The organism is Rhodococcus wratislaviensis (assembly GCF_900455735.1).
Taxonomy (GTDB): Bacteria; Actinomycetota; Actinomycetes; order Mycobacteriales; family Mycobacteriaceae; genus Rhodococcus_F; species Rhodococcus_F wratislaviensis.
Genome location: NZ_UAUI01000024.1, coordinates 465,737 through 482,439, shown reverse-complemented (window position 1 = coordinate 482,439; position 16,703 = coordinate 465,737). Strand labels below are relative to the sequence as shown.

25 protein-coding genes and 1 tRNA gene are annotated in these 16,703 nt (G+C 67.3%); 8 read left to right on the top strand and 18 right to left on the bottom strand.

The genetic code is table 11. From position 1 onward, the window contains the following. Positions 1 to 37 precede the first annotated feature (37 nt). The 15 genes from DTA22_RS28065 to DTA22_RS28000 all read right to left on the bottom strand — a co-directional run bounded on the left by DTA22_RS28065 (position 38) and on the right by DTA22_RS28000 (position 7,034). Positions 38 to 361, bottom strand: coding sequence for a hypothetical protein (locus DTA22_RS28065; RefSeq protein WP_112301635.1), 324 nt, complete (start codon positions 359 to 361; stop codon positions 38 to 40). Between the two features lie 9 nt (positions 362 to 370). Then, positions 371 to 799, bottom strand: a complete 429-nt coding sequence (locus DTA22_RS28060; RefSeq protein ID WP_112301634.1) for a hypothetical protein — start codon at positions 797 to 799, stop codon at positions 371 to 373. An 81-nt stretch (positions 800 to 880) separates the two neighbouring features. Then, entirely contained in the window at positions 881 to 1,117 is a 237-nt protein-coding gene (locus DTA22_RS28055; protein WP_112301633.1) for a hypothetical protein, read from the bottom strand. Next, positions 1,114 to 1,479, bottom strand: coding sequence for a terminase (locus DTA22_RS28050; RefSeq protein WP_112301632.1), 366 nt, complete (start codon positions 1,477 to 1,479; stop codon positions 1,114 to 1,116). Before DTA22_RS28050 ends, DTA22_RS28055 begins: the two co-directional genes overlap by 4 nt. Positions 1,480 to 1,609: 130 nt before the next feature. Further along, complete coding sequence (locus DTA22_RS28045) at positions 1,610 to 2,395, bottom strand: hypothetical protein (RefSeq protein ID WP_112301631.1); 786 nt, start codon at positions 2,393 to 2,395, stop codon at positions 1,610 to 1,612. After that, positions 2,392 to 2,541: a hypothetical protein gene (locus DTA22_RS36130; protein ID WP_160118537.1), complete on the bottom strand. Its 150-nt coding sequence runs from the start codon at positions 2,539 to 2,541 to the stop codon at positions 2,392 to 2,394. Before DTA22_RS36130 ends, DTA22_RS28045 begins: the two co-directional genes overlap by 4 nt. Further along, positions 2,538 to 2,906 carry a helix-turn-helix domain-containing protein gene (locus DTA22_RS28040; RefSeq protein WP_112301630.1) on the bottom strand — a complete coding sequence of 123 codons (369 nt, stop codon included), beginning with the start codon at positions 2,904 to 2,906 and terminating at the stop codon, positions 2,538 to 2,540. The genes DTA22_RS36130 and DTA22_RS28040 overlap by 4 nt, the downstream gene beginning before the upstream one ends. Beyond that, positions 2,903 to 3,067, bottom strand: a complete 165-nt coding sequence (locus tag DTA22_RS36125; RefSeq protein ID WP_160118536.1) for a hypothetical protein — start codon at positions 3,065 to 3,067, stop codon at positions 2,903 to 2,905. Before DTA22_RS36125 ends, DTA22_RS28040 begins: the two co-directional genes overlap by 4 nt. Then, positions 3,064 to 3,330: a hypothetical protein gene (locus DTA22_RS28035; RefSeq protein ID WP_112301629.1), complete on the bottom strand. Its 267-nt coding sequence runs from the start codon at positions 3,328 to 3,330 to the stop codon at positions 3,064 to 3,066. The genes DTA22_RS36125 and DTA22_RS28035 overlap by 4 nt, the downstream gene beginning before the upstream one ends. Before the next feature lie 35 nt (positions 3,331 to 3,365). Beyond that, positions 3,366 to 4,085 (bottom strand): hypothetical protein, encoded by a 720-nt coding sequence (locus DTA22_RS28030; RefSeq protein WP_112301628.1) that lies wholly within the window; start codon positions 4,083 to 4,085, stop codon positions 3,366 to 3,368. Next, positions 4,082 to 4,261, bottom strand: a complete 180-nt coding sequence (locus DTA22_RS28025) for a hypothetical protein (RefSeq protein WP_112301627.1) — start codon at positions 4,259 to 4,261, stop codon at positions 4,082 to 4,084. The genes DTA22_RS28030 and DTA22_RS28025 overlap by 4 nt, the downstream gene beginning before the upstream one ends. Continuing rightward, positions 4,258 to 5,100 carry a helix-turn-helix domain-containing protein gene (locus DTA22_RS28020; RefSeq protein WP_146777803.1) on the bottom strand — a complete coding sequence of 281 codons (843 nt, stop codon included), beginning with the start codon at positions 5,098 to 5,100 and terminating at the stop codon, positions 4,258 to 4,260. The genes DTA22_RS28025 and DTA22_RS28020 overlap by 4 nt, the downstream gene beginning before the upstream one ends. A gap of 278 nt (positions 5,101 to 5,378) precedes the next feature. Then, the gene (locus tag DTA22_RS28015; protein ID WP_115948483.1) at positions 5,379 to 5,570 is read right to left on the bottom strand and encodes a hypothetical protein; all 192 of its coding nucleotides are present in this window, start codon (positions 5,568 to 5,570) and stop codon (positions 5,379 to 5,381) included. After that, the gene (locus tag DTA22_RS28010; RefSeq protein WP_112301624.1) at positions 5,570 to 6,448 is read right to left on the bottom strand and encodes a tyrosine-type recombinase/integrase; all 879 of its coding nucleotides are present in this window, start codon (positions 6,446 to 6,448) and stop codon (positions 5,570 to 5,572) included. The genes DTA22_RS28015 and DTA22_RS28010 overlap by 1 nt, the downstream gene beginning before the upstream one ends. A gap of 394 nt (positions 6,449 to 6,842) precedes the next feature. Then, positions 6,843 to 7,034, bottom strand: a complete 192-nt coding sequence (locus DTA22_RS28000) for a DNA-binding protein (protein WP_409372730.1) — start codon at positions 7,032 to 7,034, stop codon at positions 6,843 to 6,845. 117 nt (positions 7,035 to 7,151) lie between these two features. On the opposite strand from DTA22_RS28000, the gene DTA22_RS27995 reads away from it, so the two are divergent. Next, on the top strand, positions 7,152 to 7,697 hold the full coding sequence (locus tag DTA22_RS27995) for a helix-turn-helix domain-containing protein (RefSeq protein WP_112301621.1): 546 nt from the start codon (positions 7,152 to 7,154) through the stop codon (positions 7,695 to 7,697). Further along, complete coding sequence (locus DTA22_RS27990; RefSeq protein ID WP_112301620.1) at positions 7,697 to 8,833, top strand: tyrosine-type recombinase/integrase; 1,137 nt, start codon at positions 7,697 to 7,699, stop codon at positions 8,831 to 8,833. Before DTA22_RS27995 ends, DTA22_RS27990 begins: the two co-directional genes overlap by 1 nt. Before the next feature lie 72 nt (positions 8,834 to 8,905). On the opposite strand, the gene DTA22_RS27985 is transcribed toward DTA22_RS27990, so the two are convergent. Both DTA22_RS27985 and DTA22_RS27980 read right to left on the bottom strand, forming a co-directional pair. Continuing rightward, positions 8,906 to 8,990 (bottom strand) — tRNA-Ser (locus DTA22_RS27985). A gap of 42 nt (positions 8,991 to 9,032) precedes the next feature. After that, positions 9,033 to 9,515, bottom strand: a complete 483-nt coding sequence (locus DTA22_RS27980) for a MarR family winged helix-turn-helix transcriptional regulator (RefSeq protein WP_005248780.1) — start codon at positions 9,513 to 9,515, stop codon at positions 9,033 to 9,035. A 122-nt stretch (positions 9,516 to 9,637) separates the two neighbouring features. Between DTA22_RS27980 and DTA22_RS27975 the strand changes: the two genes are divergently transcribed. Further along, positions 9,638 to 10,633, top strand: coding sequence for an NAD(P)H-quinone oxidoreductase (locus DTA22_RS27975; RefSeq protein ID WP_112301721.1), 996 nt, complete (start codon positions 9,638 to 9,640; stop codon positions 10,631 to 10,633). 113 nt (positions 10,634 to 10,746) lie between these two features. Here the strand turns inward: DTA22_RS27975 and DTA22_RS27970 are convergent, their stop codons facing one another. After that, positions 10,747 to 11,949 (bottom strand): cysteine desulfurase-like protein, encoded by a 1,203-nt coding sequence (locus DTA22_RS27970; RefSeq protein WP_025431672.1) that lies wholly within the window; start codon positions 11,947 to 11,949, stop codon positions 10,747 to 10,749. A gap of 133 nt (positions 11,950 to 12,082) precedes the next feature. Between DTA22_RS27970 and DTA22_RS27965 the strand changes: the two genes are divergently transcribed. The 5 genes from DTA22_RS27965 (at position 12,083) to rsgA (ending at position 16,644) form a co-directional block, all read left to right on the top strand. Continuing rightward, entirely contained in the window at positions 12,083 to 12,667 is a 585-nt protein-coding gene (locus DTA22_RS27965) for a bacterial proteasome activator family protein (protein WP_037228106.1), read from the top strand. 48 nt (positions 12,668 to 12,715) lie between these two features. Then, the gene (wzm, locus tag DTA22_RS27960) at positions 12,716 to 13,588 is read left to right on the top strand and encodes a galactan export ABC transporter permease subunit Wzm/RfbD (protein ID WP_112301720.1); all 873 of its coding nucleotides are present in this window, start codon (positions 12,716 to 12,718) and stop codon (positions 13,586 to 13,588) included. A 12-nt stretch (positions 13,589 to 13,600) separates the two neighbouring features. Beyond that, positions 13,601 to 14,497, top strand: a complete 897-nt coding sequence (gene wzt / locus DTA22_RS27955) for a galactan export ABC transporter ATP-binding subunit Wzt/RfbE (protein ID WP_112301619.1) — start codon at positions 13,601 to 13,603, stop codon at positions 14,495 to 14,497. Further along, entirely contained in the window at positions 14,494 to 15,405 is a 912-nt protein-coding gene (glfT1, locus tag DTA22_RS27950) for a galactofuranosyltransferase GlfT1 (RefSeq protein WP_037228110.1), read from the top strand. The genes wzt and glfT1 overlap by 4 nt, the downstream gene beginning before the upstream one ends. 156 nt (positions 15,406 to 15,561) lie before the next feature. Beyond that, the gene (gene rsgA / locus DTA22_RS27945; protein WP_112301618.1) at positions 15,562 to 16,644 is read left to right on the top strand and encodes a ribosome small subunit-dependent GTPase A; all 1,083 of its coding nucleotides are present in this window, start codon (positions 15,562 to 15,564) and stop codon (positions 16,642 to 16,644) included. Positions 16,645 to 16,703 lie beyond the last annotated feature (59 nt).

Here is a 16,703-nt window from a genome sequence, read left to right as displayed (position 1 = left end):
ACCGCTGGGGTCTGTCACCCCGGCGCAACCCCTACACCTACCGCCCAGCGCGCCACGCGGTCGGCGACGACGGCAGGCGGCGGAGGCGGGGCCGCACTCGGTCGAGGTCGACCGGACGGAAGTTGCCGTACACCCCTGCCATCTCACCGGCGAGGTACTGCTCATGTTGCCGCTGCGCCTCGTCGGCGAGCAGCTCCTGTTGCCAGCGGTGGTCAGCACGCCGTCGCCACCAGGACCGCCCGCCGAGCGCGGCAGCGTAGACCAGAGCGCCGACAAGAACCGCGCCGAGAACGGCCTGCCAGTAGTGCAGGAGCCAGCCGATCAGGAGTACTGCGGCGATCAGGGCGACGAAGGCCTTCATGGGATGTCCCTACTTCTCCTGCGCCGGGTGGTCCACTCGCTCGGTGATGAACAGCGGGTAATCGATGTGGCCGCTGTGCCGGAAGTGGATGTGGACCGACTTCATGCAGCTGATGACGGTGCGAAGGTCAACATCGTGCAGCATGATGCTCGACACCGGAAGGCCATTCTCGCGCGCTGCGTACGCCTGCATCTCGTCGAAGGTGTCAACGCCGATCTCCTCGGTGTTGACCGCGTACACGATCACGTCGTCCTTGTCGGGGAATCGGCCGCTGGCATAGAGATTCATGCCGAGGATCGACCACTTGCTCCGATCGAGTCCGGCAAGTTCGTACAGGTCGGGGCCGTTCACGATGTCTTCCTCGGCAGAGGCCGTCCCGATCCAGTCCCGGTACCCACCAGTGCCGGGCTTCTCCACATACTCGCGATTGTCAGTCACAGCTCTCCCATTGCGTCTCGGCGCGGCTCCTCCGATTCGGGCCGCCCGACGATGAGGCTACTGACTAGCTATCTGCACCGGCTAGATCTTGCTCCAATCGAACGGGTCCTCGTCCGGGACCGGGGCGACGACTTCCTCGGCCAGTCGCTGATCGTCGCCGCCAGGCCAGCCGTGCGCATCCGACCAGGCGGCGCGGTCGTCACACCACTGATCGAATATGACTTCCTCGTAGCCGATGTGCCCGCGGTGCTTGCACCACAGCCCGAAGTCGAGCAGCTCCGCGGGCACCTGGCCGGCGGCCTTGACGCGCCTCCTCACGACGCGACTCCGGCGATGCCGTAGACGCCTCGCGTCGCTCGACGCGGCTGCTTCGGCTGTTTCGGTGCCGAATCCTCCTGCACGCCACTTTCGAGCCCCAGCGCGGCCACCAGACGGGCGAAAGCGATCCTCTGCTGACGCAGCTCGGGCAGCGCAGGGTGTACCCGGGTACCTTGCGATGAGTTGTTCAGCACGCCGTCGCGATCGAGTGCCTTCTGCAGCGCGTCGAGCGCGTCGGCGGTGCGGCAGGCCTGCAGGAGAAGTCCGAGTTCGTGTTCGGCAAGCTCGAAGTCATCGACGGTCGACGACCACAGGCGCTTGCCGGCGGCGCGGAGACCGGCCGGGGTCCGGGGCTTGGACATTCTGACCTCCTGAGGGTCGATGTGGTTCGCGTGCCGTGGATAGAAGGCCGCCTATGCCGTGAGAGGCGACTCGCGACCGGGGCGGGGGTGCCTCCCCCTGGTCCGTGATTGACCAGAGGGGGCGGGCCTGTCACCGGACGCGGTTCCAGCCGGTCGGGGCGCTGCCTTCGAGCTGCCGCTGCTGCCGCTCGTGCCATTCCTGCTGCACACGCTCGCAGCGCCGCAGGAGTTCGTCGGGATCGGCCAATGAGAGTGGCTGGCCGGCCAGCACGGGGGCGTCGTAGCTGCGCGGGGCCGGGATTTCGTCGAGCTGATCGGCGGAGAGGTCGGCGATCAGCAGGGGGCGCAGGTCGTTCTGAAGGGCTCCGAAGCGACGAGTGAACGTGGCGAGCATCGTCCACAGGCCGACGATGGTGCGGATACGCCCCGCGGCGTCGTACGCCTCGCCCCACGTAGTCATGTGAGCAGCCGGGACGCTGGACAGTGCGCCTCGGCTGGAGAGGTCGACTCGGGGAATGACTTCGCGGGCAGCCTCGATCGCGTCGGCAGCTTCATCGAACGCGGAGGTGAGTTCACCGAAGAGCACGTCGGCGTGATCGGTGATGATGCGGCGACGCTCCTGCTCGACGTGATCGGCGACCATGCCGGGCACACCTACGTCCCGCAACTGCCTGCTCATCAACAAGGTGCGCACGGTCTTGTCCTCGGCGAGAGGTTTTCCTGCGGACAATGCAGCGGCGACCGCGGCGCTCAACTCGGCCCGCCACGTCGGGTCTGTGGAGTCGAGCACCTGATTCGACGTGTCGAAGGTGGTGTTCAGGTCGGCGAGCGCGACGGTGAGCGTGGGGGGGATGGCGGCACCGGCTCGAGGGAAGTCCTGCTCGAGCATCCGCATGACGATGGTGGGGGTGGTCACTGCTGGGTCTCCTCGTCCTTGTGGAACAGGTTGCGCACGAACGCGCGGGCCTCGTTGGTGCCGCGGGCTTCAGTGGCCAGGGTGGTGTACTCGTCGTCGGTCAGGCTGGCGAGGTAGTCGGCTACCTCGTGTCGAGTCGGCGTCATGCGGTTCTTCCTTCCAGGTGTTCGGTGACGGCAGCGCGGTCGAGCAGCCAGCGGCCGCCGGCCAGCTTCCCGCCGAGCTGGGGGGCGAGACGACGGGCCTGCCGGTTACTGCATCCGAGCATCTGGGCCGCCTCCTCGGTTGTGATGTGACGCGGCTCAGTGTTGCTGCCACCCTTCGCCTTTGCGTCCGTATGTCCGCCGACGGACAGTTCTGCTGCGAGTTCGGCGAGAGGCACTGGGACAGGCAGCCCGTTGCGGCGGCGGGCGGCGAGCGCGATGGCCAGAGCGAACCGCACCGCGCCGACCGCGGGCCCGGTGAGTAGCACGACATCGGGGGCGAGTCGCTGGACGGTAGGTCCGCTCATGGCGCGGACCTCTCGGCAGCGTCGTGCAGCTCGTCGGCCAGGGCGCGGGCCTCGGCCGCGGTCATGACGACGTGGAGTCCCGCGAACCGGAGCGTGATCGGACGGTTGGCCGCGGGGTCGGTGCTCACCTCGGCGGCGAGGTTGCGCGTGAGGAGTCTCATTCGCGATCGTCCTCGTCGTCCGCGGCCGCCTTGAGCTGCGCGATTCGCTCATCACGGGCGGCGCAGTCTGCCCTCATCTCGTCGAGCATGCCCCACACGTCGAAGTCAGACAGGTCAACGTAGGCGCAGCCTCGGCGCGCACGAGCGATTCTGTCGAGTTCGCGACGCTGCGGAAGCGTCAGTCCGGCGAGGGGGTCGACGCCCGTGCGCTCGAGCAAGGTCGAGTAGGGGGTGTCCATTGCGTCGATCTGGGTGTAGGTCACGCGAGTTCCTTTCTGGGGGCCAGGCTGTGGCACAGCTAGTGACCTGCCGATTGACGATGAATGGGGCACAGCTCCTGCCCTGTGATGTTGTTGCAACCGGGGTGACCGCATCGCGACCGCGGCGCAAGGGCGTGAGCGTGATCGCTTGAACGATCGGCCATCATCCCTCCAATGCCAACCACGTCGGCACTGGTGAACGGGTTTGTCAGGCTGGGATGGCCGGCAGCGGGTGGCGCAGAGAGTCGGTGGGCATCCTCTGCTGCCTGTAACGCGTACCGGGTGATTCCCACGTGGACGGGGATGCCGTAGGCGTTGGCGAGGTGTTCTGCGCGCTCCGTCCGCCTCATCCTCGTGTCGATGACGATGGCAGCGAGTCGGACCTGCGCCGCGCGCCAGACCTTCGCACCGCTGAACACCGGCTCGATTGGCGCATCGACAGTCCGGCCCACCGGTTCGACCAGTGTCAGCACTGGCATTGGAAATTCCGGGTTGTAGCTTCTCTCGAATTCGGTGAGTCGGAATGTCTCTCGGAGCATCGCGTCGATGTCCTCGACGAAGTAGATTCCGCATCGGCAGTTCGGACCAGGAACGTCGACGCACCCGTACACGGCACATTCGGCAGTGACAAGCGTGGACCGGTACGACTCGCGTCCTCCCCACTTCGAGGTCAGGTAACCGTCTTCGCTGAGCCTCCACATCCGCCATCCGAAGCGCGGGACTGAGTGCGGTGAGATCTTGTCGGGGGTGAACCTCATCGCTTCGAGCAATCGTTGATGTCGGCGGTGCGCGCCAGGTGCGGACGGCACTGCAGGCACGGCACGGGCCGGCCGTCGAGGTCTTCACCGAGCCAGCCACTGCGGCAGTCGGGGTGGTGCGGGACTTTCGGTGCGGGAGCGTCATCGACGCGTTCTCCCGTGCGGTCGTGTTTCATGCGCCCTCCTGGGCATGCGGTGGGTCGATGTACGGACGCGCCCTTCGCAGTCCGCGGGGACGGCGAGCGTTGCGATCGTTGAGGATTGCGTATCGGACCGAGCCGTAGTCGCTTCCGGAGGCGAGCAGATCGCGGGCCCGCGATCGCTCACCGGTCATGAAGCCGCCCGGCAACTCCTGATCGATCCACGCGAGGGGGTTCAGCGCGGGGTCGACCTCGGCGCCGAAGACGGTGGGGGTGTCCTGCGGCCGCGCGGGCTCGCGCGGCACTCCCCCCAGCAGCTCGGCGAAGTCGGCGTCGTCGACATCCGAGTCAATTTCGATCTCTGCGCGTTCTTCGGTGATCGCCGCAGAACTCTCGCGCGCGTTACTTAGGTGAGACGAAGAAGGATCTGGTGTAAGAGGATCTGGTGTAAAGGATCTGGTGGTTAGAACCTCAGGGTTCCGGTAGTCGGGGTCAAAACTTCCGGTAGTCGTGTCAAAACTTCCGGTAGTCGCGGCTCGACTGGTGGAACCCTGAGGTTCCGGCAGTTCTTCGTGAATACCGGAACTCTGAGGTTCCACCAGTGCGAAGACATCCGCGTGATTCCTGGCCCGCCCCCGACGCCCTCCCTCGGTCTTCACGATCAGTCCGAGTTCCTCGCCGCGGGACAGCGCCAGCCGGACTGTTCGCTCCGAAATACCGAGGTTCGATGACATGAGTTTCGCGCCGGGATGCGCCCTCGTCCCGTCAGCATTGGCGTACGACTCCAGCTCGAGGAGCACGCGCAGCTGGGCGTGAGTCAACCGACGATCGCGGACGATCCTTCGACGCCAGTCGAAGCGCATCGATTCGGTCACTGAGTCGGCTCCCTGTTTGTCGATCGACGAGCCGGATTGACCGGTCGGCGGTGGTTACCCTGTATGTCAGGCATCGGTCTGCCTGCCTTTCTGGGAAATCGAGGGGCGCGAGTTACGGGACTCGCGCCCCTCGACTGACTGTTTTCCAACGGTTCGTTGCACCGGGCCTGTTGAAAAACGTTGTGACTCAGGTCAGTTCGGCCACCTCCGATAGTCCACGCAGACCCATGCTGTCGACTGCGCGAGCAGGAGTGCGGCCAGGACGGCCTCGAGGACAGTCACTGTGGGCTCACCTCCTCGCCCTGGGCCTCGCCGAGCGCGGCCGCCAGCTCGGCCACCAGGTGTGCGGCCTCGTCGATCGTGAGCGAGAGGTGCCCGTTCAGCCCGAAGGTGATCCTGACCCGCTTGGTCTCGGCGACGTGGTTCACCGTGGGAAACTCGTCCATCACGAGGTCGGTGAGCAGGTGCATCACCGATCACCGCCGTAGTCGATGCGCGCAGCACTCGCAGCGGACCGCATCGAGTCGTCCGCGACCTTGGTGTAAATCGCGGTCGTGACCGGTGACGTGTGACCCATCAACTCCTGCACCGCGCGGAGGTCTCCCCCGGCCTGATAGGCCATCGTCGCGAAGCGGTGTCGGAGAGTGTGCGTCGTCCAGTCACCCGGCAGGGCGCGCGAAATCAGCTTGCCCAGGTGCCGCGGGGTCAGGTGCCCACCTCCGAGGACGTCAGGGAACAGGTGCACGGTTCGGCACTCGAGGATCGCGCCCGCCAGATCGTCGCTGATCGGCACGGTGCGCTCATGCCCGCCCTTGCCGACGACATGGAGCGCGTAGTCGCCGGGCCTGCCCTCGACGTCGCCGGGCTTCGCCTGGGCAATCTCGGCGCGCCGCAGCCCGGTCTCGACCGCGATCCGCAGCGCCAGCACAACCTTCGGATCGGCGATGCCGGCGAACGCCTGACGCACCACGTGATCAGGGCACGGTCGCGGGCGGGAGCGCGGCAGCCGGACCTGCGGGAGCGTGCGGGCCGGATCGTCGGACCGGTGGCCCAGTTCGCAGAGCAGGCGGAAGAACACTCGGAACGTCGCACGGTTGCTGTGCGCGGTGTGCGGCGACCAGCTCTGCGCCGAGGTGTACGCAACGAGGTCGGCGCGAGTGATCGTCAAGGGGGTGGCCTGAGGGACCGCGTAGGCGAGCTTCCGGAGGTGGTGCACTCGAGTACGGATCGTCTCAGCCCGGCGACGCGCGGCCGACTGCTCGGACACGAAGAGATCGACCCACGGCCGCCAATTCTCGGGCACCGGCGTCGGCGCCGGACCTGGACGCTTGCGCTCCGTCGTCGTCATTACGCACCACCGATCGGCGCGATGCAGCCAACGAGCTGCCCGCGGGACTCGAACAGCTCGCCGCAGGCCGCGCATGGCTGCGGCAGTTCGATCGCGCGGTAATACTCGAGGCACGTGCCGCACATCAATACGTGGTCCATGCGGCACGGCCAGACGTGCACGCGAGCAGTCCAGCGGGCGGGCGCGGACTTGCAGGTGTCGCACCCCAGGGCGAGGTTCAAGCTCGGGTGCACCGAGCTGGAGTCTCGGACGCATGTGGAGTCAATCCGGCCGTGGAGAGTGGCAGTAGTATGCATGTGAGCTGCTCCTTGGTGAGTGTTGGTGCGGTTCTCGCGGCCCTCGTCGCCCCTGGTCCGGGCGGCGGGGGCATTCTCGTGGGCGGCGTCGGCCGGCATCAGACGGCAACCGGGCGGTCGTCGGTGCGCTGGTAGGTGTTCGCGTCCACGTAGGCGCGCAGGTCATCCCAGCGGTAGAGCACGCGGCGGCCGTGCTTGATGAAGCGCGGGCCGGTCCCCTGGTAGCGATCCTGAGCGAGCCGCTGGGTCGTGGTGCGAAGGAACTCTGCCGCCTCGTCAGCGGTAGCCAATGGCGATTCGGGCATAGTCTCGGCCTCAATTCTGCAAATTGTGAACAGTTGGTCGGATCATGCTTAGTTCTACTCGATCAATTGGCGTACTGCAAGCTCTGAACTAAAATCTGCAAAATGGCGACAAGACGAGTTGAGACCGGCCCAACTGGCGACACCGTGCGCACGAACATCGCAATCGTGCGTAAAGAACTGAGGCTGACACTGCGCGACCTCGCGGACCGCATGACCGAAGGCGGCCGGCCAATGGCGCACAACACTCTGAGTGAGATCGAGCGGGGTGCCCGTCGTGTCGACGTGGATGACCTCGTAGCGATCTCCATCGCCCTGGACGTTTCCCCTAATACCCTCCTCCGACCCAGAGGCCAGGACTCCAAGGTGGCCGCAGAAGTCACCGGTGCACGCGTGCCGTCGACCGTCGAGGCGGTTCACTACTTCCTTGAGGGAGTGCGAACCCTAAACGGCCACAACAATTTAGAGTTCGCACTGCGCTCGCTACCTGACTTCATGCAGATCAGGCGCGATAAGCGCCGGCGAGACTCATGGAGCGAGCCTGGGCATACATGGATCCACCGCGCGATCGAGACGGATGGGCGCGATGTGAAGTGGAGCGTGAGCGAGTCAGACGAGAGCGTCCTGGCGCGAGAGGACGAGGATGACTGATGGCCACCATCGAGAGCTACGAGACGAAGGCCGGCAAGCGCTGGCGAGTCCGCTACCGAACGCCAGACCGGCGCCAGACCGACAAGCGCGGCTTCACGAGCAAGCGACAGGCTCACGACTTCGCCGCCACGGTCGAGGTCGAGAAGATGCGCGGCGAGTACGTGCCGCCGAAGCTCGGCCAGATCACAGTTGGTGAGATCGGGCCCGCATGGCTCGAGCGCAAAGAGTCCGATCTGAAGCCGTCGGCGTACAAGTCGCTCGAGACGGCCTGGCGAATCCACGTCGAGCCACGCTGGGGCACCGTGCGGCTGTCGGATATCGACCTCGATGCCGTCGAGCGCTGGATTGCCGACCTCGGGCGGACGAGGACCGTCGACGGCGAGAAGGTGAAGGGCAAAGGTGCGACCGTCGTCATTCGCGCCTATGGCGTGCTGGCCGGCATCCTCGACAGCGCCGTGAAGTCGAAGCGTCTCGCGAAGAACCCCGCGCGTGGCGTCGAGAACCTCCCCCGGAAGCAGCGGAAGCCGCGCGTCTACCTCACTCACGGCCAGGTCGACCAGCTCGCTGCGGCGGCCGGTGAGCGGAGCACGCTCGTCTACGTCCTGGCTTACACGGGCGTCCGCTGGGGCGAAGCGATCGGGCTACGGGTGAAGCACCTCGATCTGTTGCGGAAGCGTCTGACGGTGATCGAGAACGCCGTCCAGGTGAACATGGAGGTCCACGTCGGTACACCGAAGAACCGCAAGAGTCGATCGGTGCCCGTCCCTGACTTCCTCGTGGTTGAGCTGGCGCGCCAGTGCGAGGGCAAGGAACGCGACGACCTCGTGTTCCCCGGCCGCGACGGCGAGTACCTGCGCCGCTCGGTGAGCTTCACGGGCTGGTTCACGAAGGCAGTCGAGAAGGCCGGTGTCCCGCGGGTCACTCCGCACGATCTGCGGCACACCGCAGCGAGCCTGGCCGTATCGGCCGGAGTCAACGTGAAGGCGCTGCAGCGGATGCTCGGGCACGCGTCCGCGGCGATGACGCTCGACACGTACGCCGAACTGTTCGACGACGATCTCGACGCGGTGGGCAGCGCGCTCGATCAGGCTCGATCTGCGGCAAGTGTGGGCAAAACGTGGGCACGGGCCGACTGACCCCGACCAGCAACAGGAACGAAAAAGGCTCTGACCTGGTATCTATCACCAGATCAGAGCCTCTTCACTCTGCGGAAGCGGAGGGATTTGAACCCCCGGTCGCTTTCACGACGCTCGCTTTCAAGGCGAGTGCATTCGGCCGCTCTGCCACGCTTCCGTGGGCGATCTTATCGGTACCCTGGCGCCGGCGGGCAACCGGTCAGCGGTCGCCGATGGCCTTGTCGACGCGTTCGAACACCTCGGCGAGAACCTTCAGCTGAGACTTGGTGAGCAGATCGACGAGGTTGCTGCGCACCCCGGCCACATGGGTGGGGGCCGCTTCGGCCAGCCGGGCGCGACCTTCGTCGGTGATGACGGCGAGCACGCCGCGGCCGTCCTCGAGGCACGTGTCGCGGGTGACCATGCCCTGCGCTTCCATCCGCCGGATCTGGTGGGTGAGGCGGCTGCGGGAGGACAGGACGCCGTCCGCGAGATCACTCATGCGCAGCGAACCGTCCGGCGACTCGGACAGCAGCACCAGAATGCGGTAATCCGCCAGGGACAGATCGTGTTTCTCCTGCAGATCCCGGTTGAGGACGTCCATCAGCCGCTGGTTGCCGTCCATGTACCCGCGCCAGGCGCGCATCTCGGCCGGGGTCAACCAATTGGTCGCGGCTTCGGCGTCGGAGGTTTCTGCTGTCACAGGTTCACAGTCTAGTAGTGCGACATTACTTTCCAGTAGCGTGCGGTCCCCGGAACGCCGAGCGCGCCGCTGTGATCGGTCACCGCCACCGGGCGACGGCGCATTTCGCTAGCGTCGTCCCCATGTATGCGATCACGATCGATCAACCGGGCGGCCCCGAAGTCATGAAATGGGCGGAGCAGCCGGACCCGGAACTCCCACCCGGTCACGTCCTCCTCGACGTCGCCGCGACGGCCGTCAACCGCGCCGACCTGCTGCAGCGTCAGGGGTTCTATCCCCCGCCGCCCGGAGCCAGCGACGTCCTCGGGCTCGAATGTTCCGGCACGATCGCCGAACTCGGCGAGGGAGTGTCGGGGTGGTCCGTCGGCGACCAGGTGTGCGCGCTGCTGGCCGGCGGCGGATACGCGGAGAAGGTGGCCGTCCCCGCGTCGCAGCTTCTCCCACTCCCCGAAGGGGTGGACCTGCTCGTCGCCGCGTCACTGCCGGAGGTCGCGTGCACGGTGTGGTCGAACGTCGTGATGGGCGCCGGCTTGTCCCGCGGCGACGTGCTGCTGGTGCACGGCGGTGGCGGCGGCATCGGGACGCACGCCATCCAGGTGGGCGTCGCGCTGGGGGCCCGGGTGGCCGTCACCGCCGGCTCCGAGGAGAAGCTGGCGCGCTGCCGCGAACTCGGCGCCGACATCCTCGTCAACTACCGCGAGGCCGATTTCGTCGACGAGATCCGCAAGGCGACCGACGGACACGGCGCCGACGTGATTCTCGACAACATGGGTGGCTCGTACCTCGACCGCAACGTCGACGTGCTCGCCGCCGACGGCCGGCTCGTCGTCATCGGCATGCAGGGCGGGCGGAAGGGCGAACTGGACCTCGGCAAGTTGCTGTCCAAGCGCGGCCACGTGACGGCGGCCGGACTGCGGGGGCGGGCCGAGTCGGGATACGAGGGCAAGGCCGACATCGTCGCCGACGTCCGCAAGCGACTGTGGCCGCTGATCGCCGAGGGCGCGGTCCATCCCATCGTCTCGGCGGAACTGCCCATCACCGAGGCGCCGCGCGGGCACGAACTGCTGGACTCGGCGGAGACCGTCGGCAAGGTGATCCTGACGATCCCGCGGAACTGACGGTCGGCCGGCTGCCGTCGTCGCCCGATGTGACATTCGTCCGCTCCAACGAAACGAATGTCACATTGGGCGCCGCAGGGCGGCGGGCACAGCGGGCAAAAGCCGGCGGCGGGTCAGCCCAGGGTGGCGAGCTCGTTCACGAGCTGGTCGATCTCGTACCGGGTGGTGTACGGCGCGAGACCGATGGTGACGGCGCCGCCCTCGTCGTTGACGCCGAGTGCGTCGAGCAGCCGGGAGCCGCCGTGGACCCCGCTGACGGTCGCGATGCGCTTGTCGGCGAGATGCGACGCGACCTTGTCGGCCGAGACTCCGGCGACGGTGAAGCTGAGCGTCGGAACCCGGCTGGGCGAGCGCCCGATGACCATGACCTGCGGTAGCCGCTTCAGCGACGACATGAGGTGGTCGAACAGGGTGTCCTGGTAGTTCTGCAGCGAACTGATGGACGCCTCGAGCTTCTGGCGGCGGGAACCGGTGGCCGACTCGTCGAGGTTCGCGAGGAAGTCGATCGACGTGGTGAGGCCGGCGAGGAGCGCGAACTGGTGTACCCCGACCTCGAGACGTTCGACACCCCGCGCATACGGGTTGAGCGACACGGCGGGGATGCGGTCGAGGAGGGTGGGGTCGCGGAAGACGAGTGCCCCGACCTGCGGTCCGCCCCAGGAGGTGGCGCCCACGGCGACGACGTCCGCTCCGAGTTCGTTGATGTCGACGTGCGCGTAGGGGGCGGCGCCGATCGCGTCGACGACCATCAGCCCACCGACTTCGTGGACGCGGTCCGAGGCGACGCGGACGTCGGGCGCCGAGCCGACGATCGGGGATGCGGCGGTGAGTGCGACGAGACGCGTCGTGGTCGTGATGAGGTCCTGGAACTGCCAGCTGGGGAGTTCGCACGTCTCGATCTCGACCTCCGCCCACCGCACCTGGGCGCCGTAGCGGCTGGCGACTCTGAGCCAGGGCGCGACGTTCGCTTCCTCGTCGAGGCGGGAGAGCACCAGCCCGGTTCCGAGGCCGAGTCGCGTGCTCAGCGACTCCGCCAGCCAGGCGAGGAGAACGGATCGGTCGGGTCCGAGGACGACCCCGGCGGGATCGCCTCCGACCAGGTCGGCGACGGCTGCTCGGGCCGCATCGAGTACCGCCGCACTGCGCCGGCTGGACACATGTCGCCCGGTCGACGAAGAGGCAGACGCCCGGAAGGCCGTGGAGACAGTGCGCGACACCGCGTCCGGAATCTGCATGCCGGCCTGCGGATCGAGATGGATCCAACCGTCGCCGAGTGAGGGGATGAGTCCCCGAACGCGGGCAACGTCGTAAGCCATGCCCGACACTCTAAGACCCCAAGTCAATACGGTCGAAGCCAGCCATCGATTGTTGCGAAGTGCAACAAAGATGGAAACGGCTCAAATCGGACGCACCTTCGCACTGCCGAGCGGGAACAGACAAGATGGAGGCATGACGAACTCGGAGAATGAACACGTCGTCGTGATCGGCCCCGACGGTCAGCCCATGGCCATCCCCGTCGCCGAGGCCGCGAGCAAGCCCGAGGGCCCCGAAGCCGGCGGGGACGGGATCGGGAACGGCACGGAGTCGGTGGCCGACATGGTGGAGCAGCCGGCCAAGGTCATGCGCATCGGAACCATGATCAAGCAGCTCCTCGAGGAGGTGCGCGCGGCACCGCTCGACGATGCCAGCCGCAACCGGTTGAAGGAGATCCACAAGTCGTCGATCCACGAGCTCGAACAGGGCCTCGCCCCCGAGCTGCGCGACGAACTCGAGCGCCTCACCCTGCCCTTCACGGACGACACCGTCCCGACCGACGCCGAACTCCGCATCGCGCAGGCGCAGCTGGTGGGGTGGCTCGAAGGACTGTTCCACGGCATCCAGACGGCCCTGTTCGCCCAGCAGATGGCGGCCCGCTCCCAGCTCGAGCAGATGCGTCAGGGAGCACTGCCTCCGGGCATCAGCATGGGCAACCCGCACGGGGCGCACAATCACGATCCGGGGTCGCAGTCGAGCGGTACCGGCCAGTACCTGTAGCAACGGGCGAAACAGCATGGAACTCGACTCCCGGTAGGCTCGGTGCCCGTGTCAGCATCCGCTATCGAAACCGAGGCCGCAGGCGGCCCGCTCCCGGCGTCCGATTCGCAGACCTTCCGTCGCGCGTTCAAGGACCTCAGGGACGGCTTCGCTCAGCGCGAGCTGTGGCTGAGCCTCGGCTGGCAGGACATCAAGCAGCGTTACCGGCGGTCGGTGATCGGCCCGTTCTGGATCACGATCGCGACCGGCGTGCAGGCCGCGGCGATGGGCATCCTGTACTCCGCCCTGCTCGACATCCCGCTGGACGAGTTCCTGCCGTACGTCACCGTGGGTCTGATCGTCTGGAACCTGATCAGCGCGAGCATCCTCGAGGGCTCCGAGGTGTTCATCGCCAACGAGGGGCTGATCAAACAGCTGCCGTCGGCGCTGAGCGTCCACGTCTACCGGCTGGTGTGGCGGCAGCTGCTGCTGTTCGCCCACAACCTGGTGATCTACGTGATCATGCTGTTCGCGTTCGGGGTGTGGCGGCACCTGACCTGGATGTCGCTGGCCGCGATCCCCGCGATCGCGCTGATCGTCGTCAACGCGGCGTGGGTGTCGATCATGTTCGGCATCTTCTCCACCCGGTACCGGGACATCGCGCCGATCCTCGGCAGCATGACGCTGCTGCTGTTCGTGCTCACACCGATCATGTGGACGACGCAGAGCCTCGAGGCGCAGGGCGGACAGGCCGCCGAGCGCGTCAAGCTCGCCGAGCTGAACCCGCTGTTCCACTACCTCGACATCGTGCGCGCGCCCATGATCGGGCAGGACCAGCAGGCGTACCACTGGTACATCGTGCTGACCATCACCGTCGTCGGGTGGGCCGCCGCCATCCTCGCGCTTCGCAAGTACCGGGCCCGTGTGCCCTACTGGGTTTAGGGGTCTGAAGCAATGACAGAACATGTGAGTATCGAGACGCGGGACGCCTGCGTCGACTTCCCGATCTTCGACGCCAAATCCCGGTCGCTGAAGAAGGCGTTCCTCGGCAAGGCCGGCGGGTCGATCGGGCGCAACAACTCGGACGTCGTGGTCGTCGAGGCCCTGCGCGACATCAACCTGTCGCTGAAGGAAGGCGACCGGATCGGCCTGGTCGGCCACAACGGCGCCGGCAAGTCGACGCTGCTGCGGCTGCTGTCCGGCATCTACGAACCGACCCGCGGCAGCGCGAGCATCCGCGGCCGCGTGGCCCCCGTCTTCGACCTCGGTGTGGGCATGGACCCCGAGATCTCCGGCTACGAGAACATCATCATCCGCGGACTGTTCCTCGGGCAGACCCGCAAGCAGATGCTCGCGAAGATGGACGAGATCGCCGAGTTCACCGAGCTGGGCGAGTACCTGTCGATGCCGCTGCGCACGTACTCCACCGGTATGCGCGTGCGCGTCGCGATGGGCGTGGTCACCAGCATCGACCCGGAGATCCTGCTGCTCGACGAAGGCATCGGCGCCGTCGACGCGGAGTTCATGAAGAAGGCGCGCGTGCGTCTGCAGGCGCTGGTGGAGCGGTCCGGCATCCTGGTGTTCGCCAGCCACTCCAACGAGTTCCTCGCCCAGCTCTGCGACACGGCCATGTGGATCGACCACGGTCGGATCCGGCAGCAGGGCGGCATCGAGGACGTCGTCCGCGCGTACGAGGGTGACGACGCCGCCGACCACGTCCGCCACGTCATCTACGAGTTGGACCGCGAGAAGTCGGGGCTCACCGCTTCGGCCGAACGGGACGCCCGTAGCGACAGATCGAACGAGCGTCCCGTTCACACGGCCGCGGAAGCCGAGGCGGAGTCCGCGTGAGCGCTGCTGCCGAGCGGATCGTCGGTGTCGTCGTCACCCACAAGCGCCGCGAACTGCTGGCGGAATCGCTGAAGGTCCTCGGCTCGCAGACGCGTCCGCTGGACCACCTGGTGGTCGTGGACAACGCCGCCGAGGACGACGTGCGTGAACTCGTCGAATCGTCCGGGATCCCCACCAGCTACCTCGGTTCGCAGCACAATCTGGGCGGGGCCGGCGGCTTCGCGCTGGGAATCCTGTACGCCCTCTCGCTCGGCGCCGACTGGGTGTGGCTCGCCGACGACGACGGCCGCCCCGAGGGACCGAAGGTCCTGGAGACGCTGCTCGACTGCGCGCAGCGGCACGGGCTGGCCGAGGTCTCCCCCGTGGTCTGCGACATCGACGACCCCGACCGTCTCGCGTTCCCGCTGCGCCGCGGTGTGGAGTGGCGACGGCTGCGCTCCGAGCTGTTCGCCGACGGCGACGACTCGGCCGACCTGCTGCCGGGCATCGCGTCGCTGTTCAACGGCGCGCTGTTCCGCGCGTCGGCGATCGACACGGTCGGCGTTCCCGACCTGCGTCTGTTCGTCCGCGGCGACGAGGTGGAGGTGCATCGCCGGCTGGTGCGGTCGGGGCTGCCGTTCGGCACCTGCCTGCAGACGGCGTACGTGCACCCGAACGGCGCGGAGGAGTTCAAGCCGATCCTCGGCGGCCGGATGCACACGCAGTACCCGGACAACGAGACGAAACGGTTCTTCACGTACCGCAACCGCGGCTATCTGCTGTCCCAGCCGGGCATGCGGAAGCTGCTGCCGCAGGAGTGGGTGCGGTTCGGCTGGTATTTCCTCGTCACGCGACGGGATCCGCAGGGTCTGCGGGAGTGGATGCGGTTGCGGAAGCTGGGCCGTCAGGAGCGGTTCGAGCGCCCGTAATTCGGTTGCGCCCGGGTCCGCCCGGTGGGAGCATCGTGGGGTTCCGGTCTGAGAATCTCGATGTGTTGCGAAGGAGTGAGTGTCCGATGACTGTCTCGTCGGTCGACGCCGTGTGCGTCCACTCCCCCTTCCCCCTCGCCTGACCGAACCCGCGCAGTGGTCCGGTCGGCGCTCATCGACCCGAGGATCACACCCACCATGTTCGACCCTGGACTACTCCTGCCCTACGGCTGGAACGACACACTTTCCGACACCTTCGACAACTACCCGGCCGACGGTCGCGAGCCCGGGCGGGTGATCCGCGTGGACCGCGGTCGTTGCGACGTCGCCGTACCCGCCGGCGTCGTCCGCGCACTCGCAGGCGAGCACACGCTCTGCACCGGCGACTGGGTGACGCTCCACCGTCACGGCGACGAGATCGCCGTCGCCGACCTGCTCCCCCGGCGCAGCGCGATCGTCCGGTCGTCCGCGTCCGGCCGGTCGGAGGGCCAGCTCCTCGCGGCCAACGTCGACACGGTGGTGATCGCCGCCGCACTCGACACCGCCCTCGATCTCGGACGCATCGAACGCCTGCTGGCCCTGGCGTGGGAGAGCGGCGCCCAGCCGGTGGTCGCACTCACCAAATCCGATACCGTGCAGGATGTTTCGCACGCGACCACGGAAGTGGCGGCGGTGGCGCCGGGTGCGACCGTGCTCGCGGTGAGCGCCGACACCGGCGACGGCATCGACGTCCTCACCGCCGTCATCGACGGGACGGTCGCCCTGATCGGACCGTCCGGCGCGGGCAAGTCGACGCTTGCGAATGCGTTGCTCGGCGAAGACGTGCTCGCCACCGGACGCGTCCGCGAGGGCGATCACAAGGGACGTCACACGACGGCGCACCGTGAACTCCTGCCGCTGCCCCACGGAGGCGCCCTGATCGACACGCCGGGACTGCGGGGTGTCGGCATGTGGGACGCCGCCGACGGCATCGACAAGACGTTTCCCGAGATCGAGGAACTCGCGGCGCAGTGCCGGTTCGCGGACTGCTCGCACGGGACGGAACCCGGCTGCGCGGTGCTCGACGCGGTGGAGCGCGGCGAACTGCCCGAGCGCAGACTTGCGAGCTACCGCAAGCTGATTCGCGAGAACGGGTGGATCGCGTCGCGCACCGACGCGAGGCTGCGAGCCGAGCGCGAACGCGAGTGGAAGAGCATCGCCCGCTGGCAACGGCAGATGTACCGCAGCCGCGGTCACTGACACGGGCGTGCGACCCGCATCCCGGTTCGAGCGGTGAGCCGGGATGTGGACTGGCAACA

Bases quoted from the DNA above. Each gene is read 5' to 3' on its own strand.
- DTA22_RS28065 (WP_112301635.1), bottom strand. From the start codon at position 361: ATGAAGGCCTTCGTCGCCCTGATCGCCGCAGTACTCCTGATCGGCTGG.
- DTA22_RS28015 (WP_115948483.1), bottom strand. From the start codon at position 5,570: ATGCACCTGCTCACCGACCTCGTGATGGACGAGTTTCCCACGGTGAAC.
- DTA22_RS27970 (WP_025431672.1), bottom strand. From the start codon at position 11,949: ATGGCTTACGACGTTGCCCGCGTTCGGGGACTCATCCCCTCACTCGGC.
- DTA22_RS36130 (WP_160118537.1), bottom strand. From the start codon at position 2,541: ATGACGCCGACTCGACACGAGGTAGCCGACTACCTCGCCAGCCTGACC.
- DTA22_RS36125 (WP_160118536.1), bottom strand. From the start codon at position 3,067: ATGAGACTCCTCACGCGCAACCTCGCCGCCGAGGTGAGCACCGACCCC.
- wzt (WP_112301619.1), top strand. From the start codon at position 13,601: ATGACAGAACATGTGAGTATCGAGACGCGGGACGCCTGCGTCGACTTC.
- DTA22_RS28010 (WP_112301624.1), bottom strand. From the start codon at position 6,448: ATGACGACGACGGAGCGCAAGCGTCCAGGTCCGGCGCCGACGCCGGTG.
- DTA22_RS28050 (WP_112301632.1), bottom strand. From the start codon at position 1,479: ATGTCCAAGCCCCGGACCCCGGCCGGTCTCCGCGCCGCCGGCAAGCGC.
- DTA22_RS28030 (WP_112301628.1), bottom strand. From the start codon at position 4,085: ATGAGGTTCACCCCCGACAAGATCTCACCGCACTCAGTCCCGCGCTTC.
- DTA22_RS28025 (WP_112301627.1), bottom strand. From the start codon at position 4,261: ATGAAACACGACCGCACGGGAGAACGCGTCGATGACGCTCCCGCACCG.
- DTA22_RS27975 (WP_112301721.1), top strand. From the start codon at position 9,638: ATGTATGCGATCACGATCGATCAACCGGGCGGCCCCGAAGTCATGAAA.
- DTA22_RS28040 (WP_112301630.1), bottom strand. From the start codon at position 2,906: ATGAGCGGACCTACCGTCCAGCGACTCGCCCCCGATGTCGTGCTACTC.
- DTA22_RS27990 (WP_112301620.1), top strand. From the start codon at position 7,697: ATGGCCACCATCGAGAGCTACGAGACGAAGGCCGGCAAGCGCTGGCGA.
- DTA22_RS27995 (WP_112301621.1), top strand. From the start codon at position 7,152: ATGGCGACAAGACGAGTTGAGACCGGCCCAACTGGCGACACCGTGCGC.
- DTA22_RS27965 (WP_037228106.1), top strand. From the start codon at position 12,083: ATGACGAACTCGGAGAATGAACACGTCGTCGTGATCGGCCCCGACGGT.